Source organism: Salinicola halophilus (assembly GCF_003206155.1).
GTDB lineage: Bacteria > Pseudomonadota > Gammaproteobacteria > Pseudomonadales > Halomonadaceae > Salinicola > Salinicola halophilus.
On sequence record NZ_PZJV01000003.1, the window covers coordinates 125,657 to 140,069 of the forward strand.

Genomic DNA, 14,413 nt, shown 5'->3' on the forward strand with positions numbered 1-14,413 from the left:
CCGCTGCGTCACTTCACTCGGCGCGCTTCGACCAGCGCGGCCAGACTCTTGAGATTGGCGAAGTGCTCGCGGGACGCCTCGCCGTCGGACTCCAGCGTGATGCCGTAGCGTTTCTGCAGGGCCAGACCCAATTCCAGCGCATCGATGGAGTCGAGCCCCAGCCCCTCGACGAACAGCGGCTCTTCGGGATCGATGTCCTCCGGGGTGACGTCTTCGAGCTCCAGGCTCTCGATGATCATCTCCTTGAGTTCGTGCTCCAGCGGGGTGGTCATGGTCTAGCGATCCCTGTCATTGAAAGTCTTGGGTAGAGGATGTCGAGTTCGGCGGTTCACGTCGACGCGGCGAGCTGCCAGCGGCGATGCGTCATCGGACAGGCGAGAGTGGCGTCGTCTGTGGCCAAAAGCCAGTCGATCACGTCCAGCGGCTGCGGCGGACGGGGCGTGTCGACGGCGGCGTCGTTCGATACCACCAGCCGATGCGAACCGGGCGCCGGGCGTGCCCCGAGCCTGAGCGCCACCGCGGCGGGCGGCGTCTCGGGGGCGTAGGCGGCGAAGCGGGCCGGCACCGGCTGATCGGCGAAGACGACCAGCACCTCGTCTTCACCGTCGGCGAGATAGCCGCGGGCCTCAATGGTCAGAGCCGCCCACTCCGCGCCGCTGGCGGCGATCGCCTGCTGGCTGCGGCGGCTGTCGCTGGCGATCGAATAGACGCCGACGATGGCGTTGTGTACCGAGAGCCCGAAGCGGGCCGGCGAGATCGGATCGTTCTCGGCCAGCGTGTAGAGGAGCTCCAGCGTGCGGTCGCCGTCGCCGTGGCGAGAGGCGTGGAGCACGACGCGGTTGGCCTCCGGGTCGAGTGCCGGAAGCATGTCGCACACCGCCCGGCCGACGAGATTGAGCCGGCGGCGCAGCATCGCCGGGACGCTGCCGCCGGCGGGCTTGGCGGCGCTGTCGAGTCGCGTATCGGTCGGTACGTCGCGCATCGGCGTCCAGCCGCGCCAGTCGTGTAGAAAGAGCTCCGTCATTGCCCGCGTCGAGATCCCATGGCTTTAGGGTTACGTATCATAACGGAAAGCGGCACCGCCTCGGTGCAAGCTTTATGCATTCGTGGCACTGGCTGTGTCGGTGAACGTTGACAGCCGGCGATCGGGAGCGGATGCGACGGCGTCGTCGATCGGCGGTAGACGGCGGGGGCAGATAAGGCGCCGGACCGAAATCCGGCGCACCCGGGAAGGACGATTCCGCGGGCGGGGCAAGCCTACCGTTAACATCCTCTCAGTCGAATTAACCCAGGTTAGTTTTTAGAGAAACCGAAGCCCGGGTCACTTGGCTGGCCAAGGGTTATCGAATCGTTTGAACGCGCGAGTCGTCTTCCGGCGGGCCACCGGCGGCGAGTGATGGGGTATCGAACAAGTGACTCATCGAGGAGAAGTGTCGGCGCCAGCGGGGCCGCAATGGAAAAACCCGTCCCAGGGGACGGGTTTCGAGATGCTATCTCAGCGCTTCGGTCACATCTGTTCGTTCTGAGCGCCGGAATTCTCGCGAGCCTTGCCCAGGCTGGGTTCTTGTCCCAGCGGCTTCGGCGGCTGCTGGGTCGAGTACTCGCCCCGGCCGTCGAGGGAGGGACCCTGATTCCATCGGCCCAGTGGGGCCTCTTTGTCGGTCAACGTATTGAGATAGTAATAGGAGTGCTCAGTGGCCTCGTGCGCTTCCGGCGTGGAATTGGGGATCGGCAAATTCTTTTCGAAGCCGCCCAGTTCCTCGATGACGGCCAGCCACTGCTGTTGATGGTAGGTATCGCGGGCGATGAGAAACGACAGGAAGTCCTTCATGCCCTTGTCGCTCGTCCAGTTGTACAGCCGGCTGGCGAGTACTCGCCCACCCGATTCCGCGGCAACGTTGGCCATCATGTCAGCGGCGATGTTGCCGGTCGCGTAGACGTGACTCATATCGAAAGGCACGCCGTTGGCGTTCACCGGCATGGCCGACAGGCCGGAAGAGAGCAGGTGGCGAGGATTGGCGCCACCGAGAATCGCATTGATGATCGGATCCTTCGCCGACTCCTCCTGATACGAAACCGGCGCGCCTTCCAGGTTCAAGGCGACGGCATGACCGAGCATCTCGATGTGTGACAGTTCTTCCGTTGCCGTGGACATGAGTAGATCGCGAATTCGATCGTCCCCGCGTGCGCCCATCGCCTGAAAGAAGTACTGCATGGCGACGCGAATTTCCCCCTCGATACCGCCGATCGCCTGCTGCAAAAGCATGGCGAACTGCGGATCGGGTTTGTCGACTTTGACCGGATACTGAAGCTTCGACGAATGCTGAAACATGGCCTGACTCCGTGGGTGTCGGGCCGCGAGATCGCGACCGTTCCGTGACGCTAGTCCTATGCAAAGGCCTGGCGGACAACATGCGTTAAGACGCTCGAAAATTGTCGCCGGCATCGATGGAACATCGAAATACGCTTACAGAGCGGTCACGCAAACATCAGATTGCTCGATTTTCGATCGAGAGATTGGGTGTTTTTTTGTCGTGATCCCTCAGTACCAGCGATAGGACCGTTCGAGCGCTGAACGCTGCCGGCAGGAGACAATGGCGGGCATCGATGTGGCTGACCCCGGTGGCTCATCCTGGGTCGAAACGGCTGGATAGCGACCGCTGTAACGAGTGCTCGAGCGAGCGACCGAGAGACGAACGTGACGTCGCGAACGAGCATTTCGCCGTCGGACTTTACGGCAGGGCGTCGAGGCGTTGGCCGGCGGCAAGCGTTGGGCGGGCGCCTCGCCGTGAATGCAGGGCGTGATCGACCGAGGTCAACTAAGCTTGGCGCGGTAGCCACCCTAGACCCACCGTCCCGTATGAGCCCGTGTATGACGCACTCAATCTCGCCGAACGAGTTGATGATTCGAAGACTGAAAAGTATCTACACCTTATCGCCGGAGGAGGCGCAGGCGATCGAAGGGTTGCCCGTGCAGGTGGTATCGCTGGAATCGGGGCAGGATATCGTGCGTATGGGGGAGCGCCCCTCGCAGTGCTGCATCGTCATCGACGGGTTTTCCTGCGTCTATAAACTGACGTCTGACGGTAGCCGCCAGATCATGGCGATCCACGTACCGGGGGACATTCCCGACATTCAAAGTCTGCACCTGGGTCTCATGGATTTCGGCCTCGCCACGCTGAGCCCGTGCACGATTGGCTACATACCGCATGACGAGCTGCGTCGCGCCTGCGAGAAACTGCCTCGCCTAACGGTAGCGCTGTGGCGGGAAACCCTCGTGGATGCCTCGATCTATCGCGACTGGCTGCTCAATATCGGCCAGCGCGAGGCTTTTCCCCGCGTGGCGCACTTGATCTGTGAGCTGATGGTCCGTTTGAAAGCGGTGGGTCTCGCCGAGGATCTTTCGTTCAAGTTTCCCATTACTCAGATGAATTTGGCGGATGCCTCCGGTATCACTTCCGTTCACATGAGTCGCGTCTACGCGGCGCTTCGGGCGGATGGCTTGCTCGAAGTCGATCGTGCCAAAATTGTCGTCAAGGATTGGGAAAGACTGAAGAAAGTCGGGGACTTCGAACCTAGCTACCTTCACTTTCTGAATGATGTCATTTCATCAAAAAGTCTTTGATGATTCGGTGCCACTCGACCTGCCGACGTCAGCCCTGTCCCTACCGCCCGACCAACCCTACGGTCAACGAGCCTGTAGATGAGGGTGGCGTGGCACGCGCCGATACGCCGTAGGCCATCGACAACGCGCCGCCGGCGGTCATCGCTTACGACTCGGCCTTGAGTTGTCGCTCACCCGTAGTGCGCCAGAGGCCCTTTCTGCTTGAGGTGGACCGTCGCGACCGAGCCTGACGTCTCGGGCTCGCCGATGCCGACGACTTCGAGCGGATAGCTGGGGCCGAGCACGTTGATCTCTTCGATGTCGCCGTGATGGATCTCGTCCGCCAGTGTCGGTACGTGTTTCAGGTGGGCTTTGACGGCGTCGGGCACGCGCGCTTCCTTGCCGTTCTCGACGCCCCACAACACGATGTCGTACTCGTCCATGCGCTGATCTCCCAGTGTTCGCCCGCCGAATGGTCAGCGGGCGCGAAACGGATTCGTTCCTTCACTGTATCACTCTGCCGCATCGCCGCCCGGTTTGCGCCGCGGTTTCGCCCCGCTCATCGATTGTCCGCACGCTTTCGGGGCCGGTGCTGCTTGATCGATTCTCGAGCACGGATCTCAAGCGCAAGGCTCGTCCAGCGGCACGTCGCGAGGCCGGAAGCGGCGGGAGATGGCATCGACGAGCATGTTCAGTCCGGCGGTGATCAGTAGCAGGAAGAGGGCCTGATCGAACATGAGGTATTCGAAGCTGGAGTCGATGTAGAACCCCAGCGTGGCGATGCCCAGCATGCCGAGCAGGGCGGTCTCGCGCAGAATGACCTCGGCGCGGTAGCAGATCAGCGCGAGCAGATTGGGGTAGAGCCTTGGCAGCAGCTCGTAGGCGTAGCGCCCGGAAGCGGGAAGCCCCGGCATGCCGAGATTCAGGCCGTCGGCGTGGCGGGCGACGAGAAAGGCAATGAGCGCGCCGTTGTGCAGCGAGAGGGCAAGCCATGCCGGCAGCAGCGAGGGGCCGAGCAGCAGGAGAAAGACGAAGGCGAGCATCAGCTCCGGGGTGGAGCGCAGCATCACCAGCGCCAGCCGGCCGACGCCCCGCTGCAAGCGGCCGCCCACGCCTGCGCCGGCGAAATGACGGCTGGCGAGCGGCCAGAGCAGCAGGGCGAATACCAGACTGCCCACCGTGCCCATCAGCGCGAGCAGCAGGGTGTTGACGATCGCCGGCGCTAAATCCGGAATCGAGGCGAGCCACGTGCCCATGCCGGTGATGTCGCCCGCGAGCAGCGGCGCGGGCCAGAGATCCTGGGAAACGAAGCGCCACAGCAGGGCACCGTCGACCTCCGGCCACGGGCCGAGCCAGAAAAGCGCGCCCACCATCAACAATGGTAGGAGCCGACGGTGCCCCCACCAGTGCAGCGTGGCGATCAGGCCGTAGAAGAGCCACAGCAGTGCGCCCGCCTCGCCGAAGCGCCCTTCGCGAAAGGCGCTCTCCAGATAGAAGCCGAGCGTGGGTAGCCCGACGAAGCCCAGCAGTACGCTGGCGCGCAGACCGCACTCGAAACGGTAGCGGGTGTAGCTGGCAAGCCGCCCCCAGACCAGCGGCAGTTCGGCGTAGAGAAAGCGCGAGACGCGCCCCGTCCCCTCTGGCAGGGCATCGCGCGGCGCCCGCGGCGTCAGCTCGAGAATCTCGGCGTAGACCTTGGCGAAGATGCCGGCATAGGGGGTCGCCAGCGCCGCCAGCGCGGTCACGGCGGAGAGCCCGAAGACCTGTAGAAAGAGCAGCGCCCAGAAGAGCTCGTGGATCGCGCGGACGAACGCGCAGAAGCCGCGCACCAGGCGGGAGCGATGAAAGATCAGCGCCAGCGGAAAGCCCAGTACGGCCCCCAGGAAGGTGCCCCAGAGCGCCACGCTGATGGTCAGGGCAATCGCGCTGAAGGGACTTTCGAGCGCGTGCCACGCCGGCCAGACGAGGCCGAGCGCCATGCGGCCGAGCTCGGTCCAGGGGTCGGCGGCAACGATGCGAAGATCCGCCAGTGGCAGCAGTACGGCGCAGATCGCGACTAGCGCAAGCGTTCGCCGCGCCAGCGTCAGCCCCGGGCTCTCGCCGCGAAGCCAGCCGGGTGGCGCGCTCACGATGCCGCGATCCGTGCGTCGCTGGCGGTCTCGGGCCGCGTATTCGACTCGGCGGCGTCGGGGTAGAGCGCATCCAGGTGGGCGATATCGAGCTCGCGGGTGGGCGCATCGAGAATGATGCCCCCGTCGCGCAGGCCGATGACGCGATCGAACGCCTGAAGCGCCAGCCGGTGCTGATGCAGCGCGACGATGGCGGTCTCGTGGCGACGCTTGATCTGCGCGAGCAGTCGCCGCGCCTGGTGGGGGTCGACGCTGGCGAAGGGCTCGTCACCGAGAAAGACGTCACGCGCCTGATAGAGCGCCCGGGCGACGGCGACGCGCTGGCGTTGGCCGCCGGAGAGTTCGGCCACCGGTCGGCGGATCAGCCCCTCCAGCCCCAGTTCGTCGCAGAGGGATTCGACGACCGGCCACGCCTGGCGATTCGGGCGCAGCAGGTTGAGCAGGTTGGCAAGCGCCGAGTGTCGCTCCAGCCGGCCCATGTAGACGTTGTGATAGACCGAGAGGAGCGGCACCAGCCCGTGCCCCTGCGGACACCAGGCGGCCCGAGAGGCGAGCCGGCGGCGGATCTCGGTGAGCAGCGTGGACTTGCCGGCGCCGCTCTGGCCGAGCAGGGCAACGTGCTCGCCGGCCTCGAACGACAGCGAGAGCTTGGGCAGCACGATCTGGGCGCCGTGGCCCAGATCGAGGTCTTCGAAACTCAGCAGCGGCATGCCGACTCACCGACAAGGCGCGATGAGCCGCGCATGAGGCAGTGCCGGTTCGGCATCAGCGCAGCACGCCGATCGATTCGCCGACCGCTTCGATGGGCGCGTAGTCGTCGTTGCTGGCAGGGATGAAACCGGAGCGGGGGAAGCTCTCCAGCAGTGCCGGGTCCTTCATGTCGAGCAGCGCCTGGGTCACCTTCTGGGTGAAGTCGTCACCGTAGCGCTCGTCGACATCGCCACGCAGCGTCCACTGGTAGTCGGGGTAGGTCGGCGACTCCCACACGACTTCGACCTTGTCGGTATCCACGCGGTCGTCCTCCACCGCGGCGTCCCAGACGGTGAAGTTCACCGCGCCGACATCGTAGGTGCCGGATTCGACCAGCGCGATGGTGCGCGAGTGATCGCCGGAGAAGCCGACGCGAGAGAAGACGTCTTCCGGTGCTTCGTCGAAGCGCTCGCGGATGAAGTGTTCTGGCATCAGGCGGCCCGAGGTCGAGGTCTTGGCGCCGAAGGTGAAGGAGTGATCGCGTACCTCCTCGGGCAGCGCGTCCTGCGACTCGGGAATGCCGCTGTCGCGGTTGGCGATGAAGTAGCTGCGAAAGGCGGCGTCCTCTTCACCCTGAGCGATCGCCTGGGAGCCGGGCACGAGCTTGCGCGCCTGCACGCCGGAGAGCCCGCCGAACCAGGCCAGTTGGACCTGGTCGTTGCGAAACGCGGTAACCGCCGCGCCGTAGGAGGTGACCGGCACGTATTCGACATCGACGTCGAGCTCGTCGGAGAGATAGTCGGCAACCTTGGAGAAGCGCTCCACCAGGCGCGACTGGTCTTCGTCGGGAATGGCGGTGAAGCGAAAGGTTTCGGCGTGGGCGACCGAACCGGCGGTCAGCAGGGCAAACGCGAGCATCCAGCGCATGGGGACAACCTCTGGGTGGGGGAGACGGCGGTCAGGATAAACATATTTTGCGGGCGCCGCGGGGGGCGGTGGTCGTAGGTGATCGCCGACAGCGGCAAGGTGATCGCCTACACGACGAAACACGCCGCCAGCGAATCCACCTCGCTGATCTGCGGCTGCCCTTCGCTCGAGTCGCGCCGCTCAGGCTTCCGGCGGAAACTTGGTCGGGCGCAGGCTCTCCTTGATCTTCTTCAAGTGCGGCAGGAACGATTCGCCGCGGCGCAGGGTGACGCCGGTGGCGAGCACGTCGATCAGCGCCATGTGGATCATCCGCGAGGACATCGGCATGTAGACTTCGGTGTCTTCCGGCAGGTCCACTGCCAGAATCTCGCTGCACACCTTGGCCAGCGGCGAGCCCTCCCGGGTGAGCCCGATCACCAGGGCGCCACTGTCCCGGGCAAGCTGGGCGGCCTCGACCAGATCCCGGGTGCGGCCGGTGTAGGAGACCACGACGATGACGTCGCCGGTGTGGGCGGCAGCGGCGGTCATGCGCTGCATCAGTACGTCGCTGTGGGCGCTGACCGGCAGGTTGAAGCGGAAGAACTTGTTCTGGGCGTCGAACGCGACCGGCGCCGAGGCACCGAGGGCGAAGAAGCTGATCTGGCGCGCCTGAGAAAGATGATCGACGATGCGCTCGATGCGTTTGGCGTCGAGGTTGCGCCGGGCCTCGTCGAGCGCGGCGATGGTCGCCCCGATGATCTTGTCGGTGTAGGCGCTGGCGTCGTCGTCGCGCTCCACGCTGCGGCTGACGTAGGGGGTGCCGCCGGCGAGGCTCTGGGCGAGCTGGATCTTGAAGTCCGGGTAGCCCTTGGTGTCGAAGTTGCGACAGAAGCGGTTGACGGTCGGTTCGCTCACCGTGGCGGCCTGTGCCAGAGTGGCTATGCTCATGCCGATCGCGGTATCGGGGTCTTTCAGGATGACCTCGGCGACCTTGCGTTCCGAGCGATTCAGTTCGTCGAGGCGCGAACGAATGCGGGCGATGAGATCGTGATTGGCCATGCGCGGGGGGAGACTCCTGGCGGCGATAAGCGACGACGGTGACGCAAAGCTTCGCATGCTAGCCCGGGCGCTGTCTCGCGCCAAGTCGAGCCGGCGGTCGGTAGCGAAGCGCCTGCCGATCGGCGTCGCTGAATCACGAAACCGCGTACCGCAACGCGCGGGATTGGCGTATTTTATTCGTAAGTTAACTACCTGAACCGATCACCCTGAGGAGCGAGCAATGACTCGAGAGGCAACGCCCAACGTGGATCTGGCCCTGTTCGGCGCGCTGGGAGATCTGGCGTTACGCAAGCTCTACCCGGCCCTCTATCATCTCGACCGTGACGGCCTGCTCGGCCCCGATACCCGAATTCTGGGGCTCGCCCGGCACGAACACGACCGTGGCACCTTCCGCGAACTGGTGCTCGAACGACTCAAGAAACGCGTCAAGCCCAACGAGCTGGAGCAGGCCTGTCTGGATCGATTCCTGGATCGGCTCGACTACCGCCGGCTCGATTTCGATACCGTCGAGGGCTACGACAGCATTCGCGACTGGCATGCCGCGAGCCCGGATAGCGGCTGTCCGCTGACCATCTATCTTGCCGTGCCCGCGAGCATCTATGGTGACATCTGCGCCAATCTGGAGCGCAGCGGCAGTCTCGACGAACGCTCCCGCGTGGTCGTGGAGAAGCCGATCGGCTACGACCTCGAGTCTTCCCACGAGATCAACGACGCCATCGGCGCGGTCTTCCCCGAGTCGCGCATCTATCGCATGGACCACTATCTCGGCAAGGAGACGGTTCAGAACCTCATCGCGCTGCGCTTCGCCAACCCGATGTTCGGCAACCAGTGGAATCAGAGCCAGATCTCCCACGTCGAGATCACCGTTGCCGAGCAGGTCGGCATCGAGGGCCGCTGGGGATACTTCGACAAGGCGGGCCAGCTTCGCGACATGGTCCAGAACCATCTGCTGCAGCTGCTGACCATGCTGGCGATGGACCCGCCGGCCAATCTCGACGCCGACGCCATCCGCGACGAGAAGGTCAAGGTGCTCAAGGCGCTCAAGCCGCTGGAGGGCGAGGCGCTCAACCGCCACGTCGTGCGCGGCCAGTACGTCGCCGGCTCCATCGATGGCGAGAACGTGCCGGGCTATCTCGAAGAGGACGAGGCCAACACCTCCAGCACCACCGAGACGTTCGTCGCCATGCGCCTCGAGGTGGCCAACTGGCGCTGGGCCGGCGTGCCGTTCTATCTGCGCACCGGCAAGCGGCTGCCGGAGAAGCTCTCGCAGATCGTCATTCACTTCCGCCAGCAGCCGCACTACATCTTCGACCCGGATCAGCGCAACCTGGCCGCCAACAAGCTGGTGATCCGGCTGCAGCCCGAGGAGGGTATCGCGCTGCAGGTGCTGACCAAGGACGGCGGGCTCGACAAGGGCATGCGCCTGCGCCCCGGTCCGCTGCATCTCGACTTCAACCACGCCTTTCCCAAGGCCCGGATTCCCGACGCCTACGAGCGGCTGCTGCTCGAGGTGATGAAGGGGCAGCAGTATCTCTTCGTGCGCCGCGACGAGGTCGAATACGCCTGGAAATGGGTCGACCAGCTGATCGAGGGCTGGGAGCAGCGCGATATTCCGCCGCGTCGTTACCCCGCCGGCTCCTGGGGGCCGGTGGCGTCGATCGCCATGATCACTCAGGACGGCCGCTCCTGGTACGAAGACTACTGAACCCACCGAATGGCGCTCGCAAGCGACGAGCGCCACGCTGACAAGGAGACTTGGATGACCGCTCAACTGCCCGCGTCGCAGACCGATCGTGTCGACGCCATCTGCCGCTCGACGGCGATCATTCCCGTGCTGGTGATCGAGCGCCTCGATCACGCCGTGCCGCTGGCGAAGGCGCTCGTCGAGGGCGGCTTGAACGTGCTCGAGGTGACGCTGCGCACGGAGGCTGCCGTGGAGGCGATCCGGCGCATCCGAGAAGCGCTGCCGCAAGTCACACTGGGGGCGGGCACCGTGCTCAGCGTCGAGCAGTACCGCGCGTGCGAGGCGCTCGGCGTCGATTTCGTCGTCACACCCGGCACGACCCCGACGCTGTTCGAGTACGGCGCCAGGAGCGACGTGCCGCTGCTGCCGGGCGTGGCGACGGTGTCCGAAGTCGTCACCGGCTGGGAGCACGGCTATCGCCGCTTCAAGTTCTTCCCCGCCGAGGCCAACGGCGGCGCCAAGGCGCTCAAGTCCTTCGCCGGTCCGCTGCCCGAGGCGCAGTTCTGCCCCACCGGTGGCGTTACCGTGGACAACGCCGAGGACTATCTGGCGCTGCCCAACGTCATGTGCGTCGGCGGCTCGTGGATGGTGGCGAAGTCGCTCATCGACGCCGAAGACTGGGAGGGCATTACGCGGGTGACTCGGGAAGCGACCCAGCGCTACCCGCGCTGAAGGTGGCATCCGAACCGGCACCTGACATCGGTCGATATCGTGCGAGCGGCTCGATCCGCCATAAACCTTTCGATCCGCCGACAACCTTGCTATCCGCCGTGAGCCGTTCCAACGCCGTGGCGGGTTCGACCGCGGGGTATCGACTCGACGCGAGCCCGATGGAAGCCCTCTAACCCAAGCGCCCCCGAGNNCTCGGGGGCGCTTGGCTATCGGCGCTTGGCTATCGGCGCTTGGCTATCGGCGCTTGGATCACGGCGCCTAGGCAGCGACGCTCAGTCCTCGTAATCCTCGATGCGTGCCAGCAGTCGCCGACCGCGCGGTGAGCGGCGCGTGCGGCGCATGCCGGCGGAGGCGATCTTCCAGCCGACGATGCGAGCCATGCCGACCGCCATACCGGAAGCGGCACCCCAGATCAGTGCCTGGCGCCACTCGACGTCCTCGGCGTCCGGATTGACCGGCGGCTCGAACACGCCATGACGAAAAGTCTGCTTGATGCTCTGACGTGCCATCACGCCGCTGATGACGGCCGTACCCGTGCCGACGATGGTCCAGAGTGTCTGAGGTCTCACGATAGCGCTCCCTGCGTCATTGGAAGAAGTCCTAAGCTAGTCTGGTCGATACGCGAAGATCTCACCAGTCGCGTACGGGGAAGGCAGGCGGCCGGACGCGACATCCGAGCCTTCACCCCCGCTCCAACGCGGTCGCGACACCTTGACCGCCGCCGATGCACAGCGTGGCCAGCCCGCGCTTGGCGTCGCGACGCTGCATTTCGTGAAGCAGCGTCACGAGAACTCGCGCCCCGGAGGCGCCGATGGGGTGACCGAGCGCGATGGCGCCGCCGTTGACGTTGACCCGATCCATCGGCCAGCCGAGATCCGCGGCGACGGCGAGAGACTGAGCGGCGAAGGCTTCGTTGGCCTCGATCAGATCGAGCTCATTCAGCGACCAGCCGGCGCGCTTGAGGCAGCGTCGAGTGGCGGGGACCGGGCCGATGCCCATGATCGCCGGGTCGACGGCGGCATTGGCATAGCCGCGAATCGTCGCCATTACCGGCAGGCCGAGCTTGGCGGCGCGCTCGGCGCTCATCACCAGCAGGGCGGCGGCACCGTCGTTGAGGGCGGAGGCGTTGCCGGCGGTGACGGAGCCAGTCTTGGCGAAAGCGGGTTTGAGCTTGGAAAGCGTCTCCGCCGTCACGCCGTCGCGGGGCTGCTCGTCGCGCTCGAAGAGGAGCGGCTCGCCGCGGCGCTGGGGCACGCTCACCGGGGTGATCTCGGCGTCGAACCGGCCTGAATCCCTGGCCGTCGCCGCGCGGCGCTGGCTCTCGGCGGCGTAGGCGTCCTGCGCCTCGCGGGTAATGGCGTACTTCTCGGCGAGAGTCTCCGCGGTCACGCCCATGTGGTAGTCGTTGAAGGCATCCCACAGACCGTCGTTGACCATGCTGTCGATCAGCTCGGCGTTACCCATGCGCAGGCCGGTGCGCGCCTTGGGCAGCACGTAGGGCGCAAGGCTCATGCTTTCCATCCCGCCGGCGACGATGGTCTCCGCGTCACCGCAGCGAATCGCCTGTACCGCGAGGTGCACGGCCTTCATCCCCGACCCGCAGACCTTGTCGACCGTCATGGCGGGGATGTCCTCGGCAAGACCGGCTTCGATCGCGGCCTGCCGCGCGGTGTTCTGGCCGAGGCCCGCACGCAGTACGTGGCCCATGATCACTTCGTCGACGCCGGCGGAGTCGACGCTGTCGAAGAGCCGGCGGATCGCCGTGGCGCCGAGGGTGACGGCAGGCACGCTCGAGAGCCCGCCCTGGAAGGTGCCGATCGGCGTACGAGTGGCGGCGACGATGACGACATCACGCATCGAGAAGACTCCTGTCCATGGTGAAGATTCGTGTCAGCAAGAGGCGAGCGTGCCGGTCGGCGCGCTCGCGCGAGGTTGGGGGCGACGACCCACGGGTCAGCCGGAAACCGTCTGGCGGGCGTCGATCAGTTCGCAGCCGGTCGCCTCGCGTATCTCGTCGAGGCCAACCCCCGGGGCGAGCTCGACGAGTGCAAGGCCCGCGTCGGTGACGTCCATCACGCCGAGATCGGTGATGATGCGATTCACCACGCCGACGCCGGTCAGCGGCAGACTGCACGCTTCCAGGATCTTTTGCTCGCCCTTGGCGGTGTGGCTCATCAGCACGACGACGCGCTGCACGCCGGCGACCAGATCCATGGCGCCGCCCATGCCCTTGACCATCTTGCCCGGGATCATCCAGTTGGCGAGATCGCCGCTGCGGGAGACCTGCATGGCACCGAGGATCGCCAGGTTGATATGACCGCCGCGAATCATCGCGAACGATTCGGCGTTGTCGAAGAAGCTCGAGCCGGGCAGGGCGGTAACGGTCTGCTTGCCGGCGTTGATCAGGTCCGGGTCGACCGTCTTCTCGGTGGGGAAGGGGCCGATACCCAGCAAGCCGTTCTCCGACTGCAGCCAGACGTCCATCCCCTCGGGGATGTAGTTGGCGACCAGCGTGGGCTGGCCGATGCCGAGATTGACGTAGAAGCCGTCCTCGAGCTCGGCGGCCGCGCGCTCGGCCATCTGTTCCTTGTTCCAGGCCATTTCAGGTCGTCTCCCGTAGCGTGCGCTTCTCGATGCGTTTCTCCGGCGTGGGGTTGTGCACCAAGCGGTGCACGAAGATGCCCGGCAGGTGGACATCGTCCGGGTCGATGTCGCCGGTCTCGACGATCTCCTCGACCTCCACCACACAGACCCGCCCGGCCATCGCGGCCAGTGGGTTGAAGTTGCGCGCGGTCTTGTTGAAACGCAGGTTGCCGGCGCGGTCGGCGGTCTGCGCCTTGATCAGCGCCACGTCGACCTTGAGGCCACGCTCCATCACGTAGTGCTCGCCGTCGAACTCGCGAACCTCCTTGCCCTCGGCGATCCGGGTGCCGTAGCCGGTTCGGGTGAAGAACGCCGCGATACCGGCGCCCCCGGCGCGAAGGCGCTCGGCGAGCGTGCCCTGCGGGCAGAATTCGAGCTCGAGTTCGCCGGAGAGGTACTGCTGCTCGAACGTCTTGTTCTCGCCGACGTAGGAGGAGAGCATCTTGCGAATCTGACGCGATTCGAGCAGCAGACCCAGGCCGAAGCCGTCGACCCCGGCGTTGTTGCTGGCCACGGTGAGGTCCGTCCTGCCGGTGTCGCGAAGCGCGACGATCAGCGCCTCGGGAATGCCGCAGAGGCCGAAACCGCCTACGGCCAGTGTGGCGCCGTCTTCGATCAGCCCGTCCAGCGCTTCGGCGGCGCTGCCGTAGAGTTTGTTCATCGATTCATCCTGAAAGCGGGGGCGCGATGCCCGAGCCAGGCCGGGCGCGCGTCCGTAGATCAGGGAAACTGACACATCCCCGATGTCCCTTGAGTTCAAGGAACGACACTAGCACTGGCGGTGGGGCGCGACGCCGAGCATTCGACGAAAGTCGAGGTCATCTGGCGGGTACGAGACGCCTCGATCTCACCCGGGGTCGACGAATCATCCAGGGAAGGCGAAGCGGTCAGGCGAACGGCGGAGAGGGAAAACGAAGGTCAGGCCGGACGGTCTGCGCAAGGGGTGGCCGAGCGAACGAGACCATG

15 protein-coding genes are annotated in these 14,413 nt (G+C 65.5%); 3 read left to right on the forward strand and 12 right to left on the reverse strand.

Going from position 1 to position 14,413, the window contains the following annotated elements; genetic code table 11:
- Positions 1-8: 8 nt before the first annotated feature.
- The 3 genes from DOM33_RS10825 to DOM33_RS10835 form a co-directional block, all read right to left on the reverse strand.
- Positions 9-272: a phosphopantetheine-binding protein gene (locus DOM33_RS10825; RefSeq protein ID WP_110668878.1), complete on the reverse strand. Its 264-nt coding sequence runs from the start codon at positions 270-272 to the stop codon at positions 9-11.
- A 56-nt stretch (positions 273-328) separates the two neighbouring features.
- A complete protein-coding gene (locus DOM33_RS10830; protein WP_239495337.1) occupies positions 329-1,024 on the reverse strand; it encodes a beta-ketoacyl synthase chain length factor in 696 nt (231 codons plus the stop codon).
- Between the two features lie 483 nt (positions 1,025-1,507).
- Positions 1,508-2,332 carry a manganese catalase family protein gene (locus DOM33_RS10835; protein WP_110668882.1) on the reverse strand — a complete coding sequence of 275 codons (825 nt, stop codon included), beginning with the start codon at positions 2,330-2,332 and terminating at the stop codon, positions 1,508-1,510.
- A 540-nt stretch (positions 2,333-2,872) separates the two neighbouring features.
- Here DOM33_RS10835 and DOM33_RS10840 point away from each other — a divergent pair.
- The gene (locus tag DOM33_RS10840; protein WP_110668884.1) at positions 2,873-3,625 is read left to right on the forward strand and encodes a Crp/Fnr family transcriptional regulator; all 753 of its coding nucleotides are present in this window, start codon (positions 2,873-2,875) and stop codon (positions 3,623-3,625) included.
- A gap of 170 nt (positions 3,626-3,795) precedes the next feature.
- Here DOM33_RS10840 and DOM33_RS10845 read toward each other — a convergent pair whose 3' ends face one another.
- The 5 genes from DOM33_RS10845 to hexR form a co-directional block, all read right to left on the reverse strand.
- Positions 3,796-4,047, reverse strand: coding sequence for a hypothetical protein (locus DOM33_RS10845; protein WP_110668886.1), 252 nt, complete (start codon positions 4,045-4,047; stop codon positions 3,796-3,798).
- Between the two features lie 177 nt (positions 4,048-4,224).
- On the reverse strand, positions 4,225-5,733 hold the full coding sequence (locus DOM33_RS10850; RefSeq protein WP_239495338.1) for a PhnE/PtxC family ABC transporter permease: 1,509 nt from the start codon (positions 5,731-5,733) through the stop codon (positions 4,225-4,227).
- Positions 5,730-6,443: an ATP-binding cassette domain-containing protein gene (locus DOM33_RS10855; RefSeq protein WP_110668890.1), complete on the reverse strand. Its 714-nt coding sequence runs from the start codon at positions 6,441-6,443 to the stop codon at positions 5,730-5,732. Before DOM33_RS10855 ends, DOM33_RS10850 begins: the two co-directional genes overlap by 4 nt.
- Positions 6,444-6,498: 55 nt before the next feature.
- Entirely contained in the window at positions 6,499-7,350 is an 852-nt protein-coding gene (locus tag DOM33_RS10860; RefSeq protein ID WP_110668892.1) for a putative selenate ABC transporter substrate-binding protein, read from the reverse strand.
- Between the two features lie 180 nt (positions 7,351-7,530).
- Positions 7,531-8,388 (reverse strand): transcriptional regulator HexR, encoded by an 858-nt coding sequence (gene hexR, locus DOM33_RS10865; protein ID WP_110668894.1) that lies wholly within the window; start codon positions 8,386-8,388, stop codon positions 7,531-7,533.
- 220 nt (positions 8,389-8,608) lie between these two features.
- Here hexR and zwf point away from each other — a divergent pair, with 220 nt between their 5' ends.
- Both zwf and DOM33_RS10875 read left to right on the forward strand, forming a co-directional pair.
- On the forward strand, positions 8,609-10,093 hold the full coding sequence (gene zwf, locus DOM33_RS10870; RefSeq protein WP_110668896.1) for a glucose-6-phosphate dehydrogenase: 1,485 nt from the start codon (positions 8,609-8,611) through the stop codon (positions 10,091-10,093).
- 54 nt (positions 10,094-10,147) lie between these two features.
- A complete protein-coding gene (locus DOM33_RS10875; protein ID WP_110668898.1) occupies positions 10,148-10,804 on the forward strand; it encodes a bifunctional 4-hydroxy-2-oxoglutarate aldolase/2-dehydro-3-deoxy-phosphogluconate aldolase in 657 nt (218 codons plus the stop codon).
- 272 nt (positions 10,805-11,076) lie between these two features.
- On the opposite strand, the gene DOM33_RS10880 is transcribed toward DOM33_RS10875, so the two are convergent.
- The 4 genes from DOM33_RS10880 to DOM33_RS10895 form a co-directional block, all read right to left on the reverse strand.
- Complete coding sequence (locus tag DOM33_RS10880; protein WP_110668900.1) at positions 11,077-11,373, reverse strand: DUF4235 domain-containing protein; 297 nt, start codon at positions 11,371-11,373, stop codon at positions 11,077-11,079.
- A gap of 112 nt (positions 11,374-11,485) precedes the next feature.
- Positions 11,486-12,661, reverse strand: coding sequence for an acetyl-CoA C-acetyltransferase (locus DOM33_RS10885; RefSeq protein WP_110668902.1), 1,176 nt, complete (start codon positions 12,659-12,661; stop codon positions 11,486-11,488).
- 96 nt (positions 12,662-12,757) lie between these two features.
- Positions 12,758-13,405, reverse strand: coding sequence for a CoA transferase subunit B (locus tag DOM33_RS10890; RefSeq protein WP_110668904.1), 648 nt, complete (start codon positions 13,403-13,405; stop codon positions 12,758-12,760).
- Between the two features lies 1 nt (position 13,406).
- The gene (locus DOM33_RS10895) at positions 13,407-14,108 is read right to left on the reverse strand and encodes a CoA transferase subunit A (protein WP_110668906.1); all 702 of its coding nucleotides are present in this window, start codon (positions 14,106-14,108) and stop codon (positions 13,407-13,409) included.
- Between the last annotated feature and the right edge of the window lie 305 nt (positions 14,109-14,413).